The organism is Barnesiella sp. (assembly GCF_022723415.1).
Classification (GTDB): domain Bacteria; phylum Bacteroidota; class Bacteroidia; order Bacteroidales; family Barnesiellaceae; genus Barnesiella; species Barnesiella intestinihominis.
This window is the reverse complement of record NZ_JAIJHU010000099.1, coordinates 1-4,959: the sequence shown is the minus strand read 5'-3', so window position 1 is coordinate 4,959 and position 4,959 is coordinate 1. Positions and strand designations below refer to the sequence as shown.

The 4,959-nt window shown below is 38.8% G+C and carries 4 protein-coding genes; all 4 read left to right on the top strand.

Features of this window, described 5'->3' with window-relative positions:
- The first annotated feature begins 397 nt into the window (after window positions 1-397).
- The 4 genes from QVD32_RS12570 to QVD32_RS12555 all read left to right on the top strand — a co-directional run bounded on the left by QVD32_RS12570 (window position 398) and on the right by QVD32_RS12555 (window position 4,904).
- Window positions 398-601 carry a helix-turn-helix domain-containing protein gene (locus QVD32_RS12570; RefSeq protein WP_287710307.1) on the top strand — a complete coding sequence of 68 codons (204 nt, stop codon included), beginning with the start codon at window positions 398-400 and terminating at the stop codon, window positions 599-601.
- 84 nt (window positions 602-685) lie between these two features.
- Window positions 686-2,758, top strand: a complete 2,073-nt coding sequence (locus QVD32_RS12565) for a type I restriction-modification system subunit M (protein ID WP_287710306.1) — start codon at window positions 686-688, stop codon at window positions 2,756-2,758.
- Window positions 2,759-2,835: 77 nt separating this feature from the next.
- Window positions 2,836-4,131, top strand: a complete 1,296-nt coding sequence (locus QVD32_RS12560) for a restriction endonuclease subunit S (RefSeq protein WP_287710305.1) — start codon at window positions 2,836-2,838, stop codon at window positions 4,129-4,131.
- A gap of 116 nt (window positions 4,132-4,247) precedes the next feature.
- Window positions 4,248-4,904, top strand: coding sequence for a restriction endonuclease subunit S (locus tag QVD32_RS12555; RefSeq protein WP_287710304.1), 657 nt, complete (start codon window positions 4,248-4,250; stop codon window positions 4,902-4,904).
- Window positions 4,905-4,959 lie beyond the last annotated feature (55 nt).

The following is a 4,959-nucleotide window of genomic DNA, read 5'->3' as shown; positions in this document are numbered from 1 at the left end:
ACGGCAATTGCAACCACGCTCGGCATAACGAGTTGTGTGGGATAAAGGAAAGATATTGCGTTCAAGCAAATATCCATCATTAATATGGTTTTTTAGCACTTTGCATTTTTTGCTGTGTATTACAAAGCAAGCCCTCAGCTGTGATAGCTGGGGGCTTGCATTGTTTTATGACAAAAATACGCTAAAATCTGCTGAATAGCTTAAAATGAGCTATTTATGAGTTTTCCTCCTCAACAGAGGTAATGATTTGGCAATGGTTCTAATTTCTGCAATATGCATACGTTTGTCGCCAAACAACTCTTTTCTGGTGCAAATTTAATATAAATTTTCGAGAAACGTATAAAATACCAAATAAAATTGTGTATCTTTGCAGAGGCAAATTCAAAATCAAGATAAAATGAACAGAATTAAGGAGATTCTTGAAAGCAAAGGTATCAGTCAAACAGAATTGGCACATCGACTTGGCAAAACATTTAATATGGTAAATCTATATGCTTCAAATAAAGTGCAACCGCCGATACCTACACTATACAAAATAGCAGAAATTTTGGATGTGGATATAAGAGAACTTCTTGTTTCAAACAAAACAGATATACAATGAAATTAACAGACATAATTAAAGGAACAGAATACGACCTTAGCTTGTTCTCTGATAAACATATAGCAGAATTAGAGAACCGTATAGTTGAGCGAAAAACAAATGGGGGGGGGTAAATATTACCTCACTTGTATAGTACGTAAAAAAGAAATAAAGCTGACTCCAGAAGAAGTCGTTCGCCAACTTTATTTGTTGGTACTTACAGAAGATTATGGGTATTCCACTTCAAGAATGGAATTGGAATACGAAGTGACGTTTGGGCGAGAAAAGAAGCGTGCTGATATTGTCATTTTTGATAAACAAGACACTACCGCACCATACATTATTGTTGAAGTCAAGAAGCCCAAACTCAAAGATGGCAAAGAACAGCTCAAAAGCTATTGCAATGCCACAGGTGCGCCTATTGGCGTGTGGAGCAATGGTAAGAGCATATCATATTACCATAGAAAAGACCCTAACTATTTTGAGGACTTGAGCGGCATACCTCATGCTGACCAAAAACTCTCGGACATCATTTCTGAGCGTTGGACTATTGACGACCTTATCAAGAAAGACAAACTTGTCAATGAGCGCAAGTCGCTGAAAGAATTGATTCTCGAAATGGAAGACGAAGTGCTTGCCAATGCTGGTGTCGATGTCTTTGAGGAGGTGTTCAAGTTGATTTTCACCAAACTTTACGATGAAATGGAGAGCGGACGTAAGAAAGATCGCAATCTTGTGTTCCGTAACTATGGCGACACGGAAGAGGAATTAAGAGACAAACTACAAGGCTTATTCGACCAAGCCAAGGAGAAGTGGGCTGGTGTGTTCTCAGAAGATGCCAAACTACAATTAGCACCTTCACACCTATCTGTATGTGTAGCTTCATTGCAGGACGTGAAACTGTTCAACTCCAACCTTGAAGTCGTTGACGAAGCCTTTGAGTATCTTATATCGAAGAACTCTAAAGGCGAGAAAGGACAATACTTTACGCCTCGCTACGTGATAGATATGTGTGTGAAAATGCTAAACCCAAAGGAAGATGAAACGATGATTGACACTGCAGCAGGAAGTTGTGGTTTCCCTGTCCATACCATTTTCCATGTGTGGCAAAACATCTTGGACAGAAAAGGATTGAAGCGCAGCCATCTTTTCACCCTCGAACAGAAACCTGCCGAATGTACGGACTATGTGCAAAACAATGTCTTTGCCATAGACTTTGACGAAAAGACCGTGCGTGTAGCTCGCACATTGAACCTCATAGCAGGTGATGGACAAACCAATGTTTTGCATCTCAACACATTGGACTACGAGCGTTGGGAAAGCGATTATGTGCAAAGACCAGGTTGGCTTGAAACATATAGTACAGGCTGGTTTAAATTGCAAAAGTTGAGAGCTGACAAGAATGAAAAGAAAGACAAGAAAAATTACAGGGACTTTACGTTTGACATAGTAATGGCAAACCCTCCTTTTGCTGGTGACATCAAGGAAAGCCGTGTCATATCAAAGTATGACCTTGGAAGAAGTATGGCAGTTGAGAAATTAAAGAATTGTCCTAATGGTGTTTCTGTCGTACAGAAAGAACCAACATTCATGGATGCACTGACTAATGATGGTGAAACAGTGTATCAAATGAGTGATGGTACATTCCGTAAAACCAAATTGAAGACACAGACTAAGATAAGTCGTGACATTCTTTTTGTAGAGCGAAACATTGATTTTCTGAAACCAGGAGGAAGAATGGCTATCGTCTTGCCACAAGGTCGTTTCAATAATAGCAGTGATAAGGCTTTGCGTGAATATATTGCCGACCGTTGCCGTATTTTGGCAGTCGTTGGTTTGCATGGCAATGTGTTTAAACCCCATACTGGAACAAAGACAAGTGTCTTGTTCGTACAGAAATGGGATGATGAATTGTGCCCAAGAGTAAATGATTACAACATCTTCTTTGCCACAATGCAAGAGCCAAGCAAGTACAATAACGGTGATAAGATTTACCGAAGCACAACGGATGAGAATGGAAATACTATTCCACTTCTTGACACCCATGGGCATCTTGTCGTAAAGCACGACCTGTTCAATCATGAAGGTCTTACACAAGATGGCATAGCCGAGGCATTCGCAGAGTTTGCCAAGAAAGAAAAACTGTCTTTTTTCGCAAATGCCCCTTTGACGAAGTAAAATACAAAACTTTGTTGGAGGGGCTGGAGATTTGTGAGGTGCCTTTTAAACGTGTGATAGGAAACGATATAGTGAGGATGGAATCTGAATTTTATAATTCAGATACAGTTAGCTACCAGAACACCATAAATGCCTCACAAATCATAGACTTTTCTCAATACGGAACATCAAAAGAGTTAAACGAAATAGGAAAAGGCTATCCTGTCTTGAGATTGAATGAGTTTAATTATTCATTCATTTCACATCCCGACAAATATTGTAGCCTGTTGGATATGGACACTTATCGGAGCTTGCAATTAAGAAAGGATGATGTACTCATTTGTAGAACAAATGGTAATCCCAAATTTGTAGGAAGAAGTGCTATTGTTCCAAAGGACTATGATTATGCCTTCGCATCTTATCTGTTTCGTATTCGCCCCAATCGGAAGTATATCAATTCCGCTACATTAGTAGCATTCTTGAATTCAAAATATGGAAGATTGGAAATAGAAAAGTATTCTATGGTTGGTAACCAGGCTAACTTTAGTCCTGCAAAATTCAGAGAAATATCTATTCCTGTTTTTTCCAAGGGTTTAAATGATGAGATAGAGGACATAACATACAGAGCCTTTCATAAGTTGGAAATGTCTGAAAGTTTATATTCAGAGGCTGCAAATGAAATGTTGGACTGTTTGAATTTGAACGATTTTACAGCAAGCTCTAATCCTTGCAATGTAAAGACCTTAAAGGAGTCTTTCATTGAAACAGGACGCTTGGATGCAGAATATTACCAACTAAAGTATGATGATATTCTCCACCATATCCAAGTATATAAAAATGGCAGTAAGGATTTAGGGGAAATTTGTGAAATAAAAGATGCAAACTTTACCCCACAAAAAAATGTATCCTATAAGTATGTGGAATTGGCAAACATCGGAAAGTATGGGAACATTATAGGCTGTAGTCAACAAAAAGGTGAGTTCTTACCATCGAGAGCAAGAAGAATCATTAGCAAGAATGATGTCATAATATCATCTTTGGAAGGTTCTTTGGATAGTTGTGCTTTGGTGGAAGAAGACTATGACGGTGCATTATGCTCCACAGGCTTCTATGTTTTGAAATCCAACGTACTTAACCCAGAGACTTTGCTTGTCATGTTCAAGTCTCCATTGATTAAGGACTTGATGAAGAAAGGATGTTCGGGTACGATTCTTACAGCAATCGGACGACAGGAATTGGAATGTATTCCGATACCATTAATTCAGCAAGAAATTCAAGAGGAGATAGCCAAGCATGTACAAAATAGTATTGCTTTGCGCAAAGAGTCTCTACAATTACTTGAAGATGCCAAACTCACAGTCGAGGAAGCAATCCAAAATGGGGGGGTAAAATAGCGGAAGCATATTGTAGATTACAAGAAAAATCAACAAAGGAACTGCATACTGCTATATATCTTTTGTTGCATGAGGTTGGAGTCTTACCAAATGGTGCAACTGTCAATGGAAGTAACATGATTTGCTCTTGCAAGAAGCTGTCTGATAGTTTTTTAGCAAGTGGCAGACTTGATGCGGAATACTATCAGCCAAAATATGATATGCTTTTTGAGAAGTTAAAAGTTTTCCCGACAATGACTATCGGTGAGATTGCCACAATACAAAAGTCGGTGGAACCAGGTAGTAATGCTTATCAAGAAAAAGGCATACCTTTTATAAGAGTAGCCAATCTGTCAAAATTTGGTTTGTCTGATTCTGATGTAAAATTAGACTCCACAGAATTTGCCGATGCCTTACGACCACAAAAGGACACTATCCTGCTCTCAAAAGACGGAAGTGTTGGCATTGCATACAAAATGGAAGAAACACAGGAGGTCATAACTTCGAGTGCTATTCTCCACTTGCGCATAAAGACAAAGAATGTCTTGCCCGATTACCTAACGCTTGTACTCAACTCTATTGTCGTAAGGCTACAAGCAGAACGTGATGCGGGTGGTTCGATTATACAGCATTGGAAGCCATCAGAAATAGAGAATGTTATTATTCCTATTCTCCCGATTAGCTTTCAAAGGAAAATTGCTGAAACAATACAGCAAAGTTTCAAAATGCGAGGAGAGGCACAAGGCTTATTGCTACAAGCAAAACACATTATAGAAGAAGCTATTGAAAAATAAAGAAAGATGTCAAGATCCTCTACCAAGCAAGCCATCTTGGACAAATATTTAAAGT

Excerpts from the sequence above, each read along its gene's own strand:
- QVD32_RS12570 (WP_287710307.1), top strand. The coding sequence starts at position 398 with ATGAACAGAATTAAGGAGATTCTTGAAAGCAAAGGTATCAGTCAAACA.
- QVD32_RS12560 (WP_287710305.1), top strand. The coding sequence starts at position 2,836 with ATGGAATCTGAATTTTATAATTCAGATACAGTTAGCTACCAGAACACC.
- QVD32_RS12555 (WP_287710304.1), top strand. The coding sequence starts at position 4,248 with ATGATTTGCTCTTGCAAGAAGCTGTCTGATAGTTTTTTAGCAAGTGGC.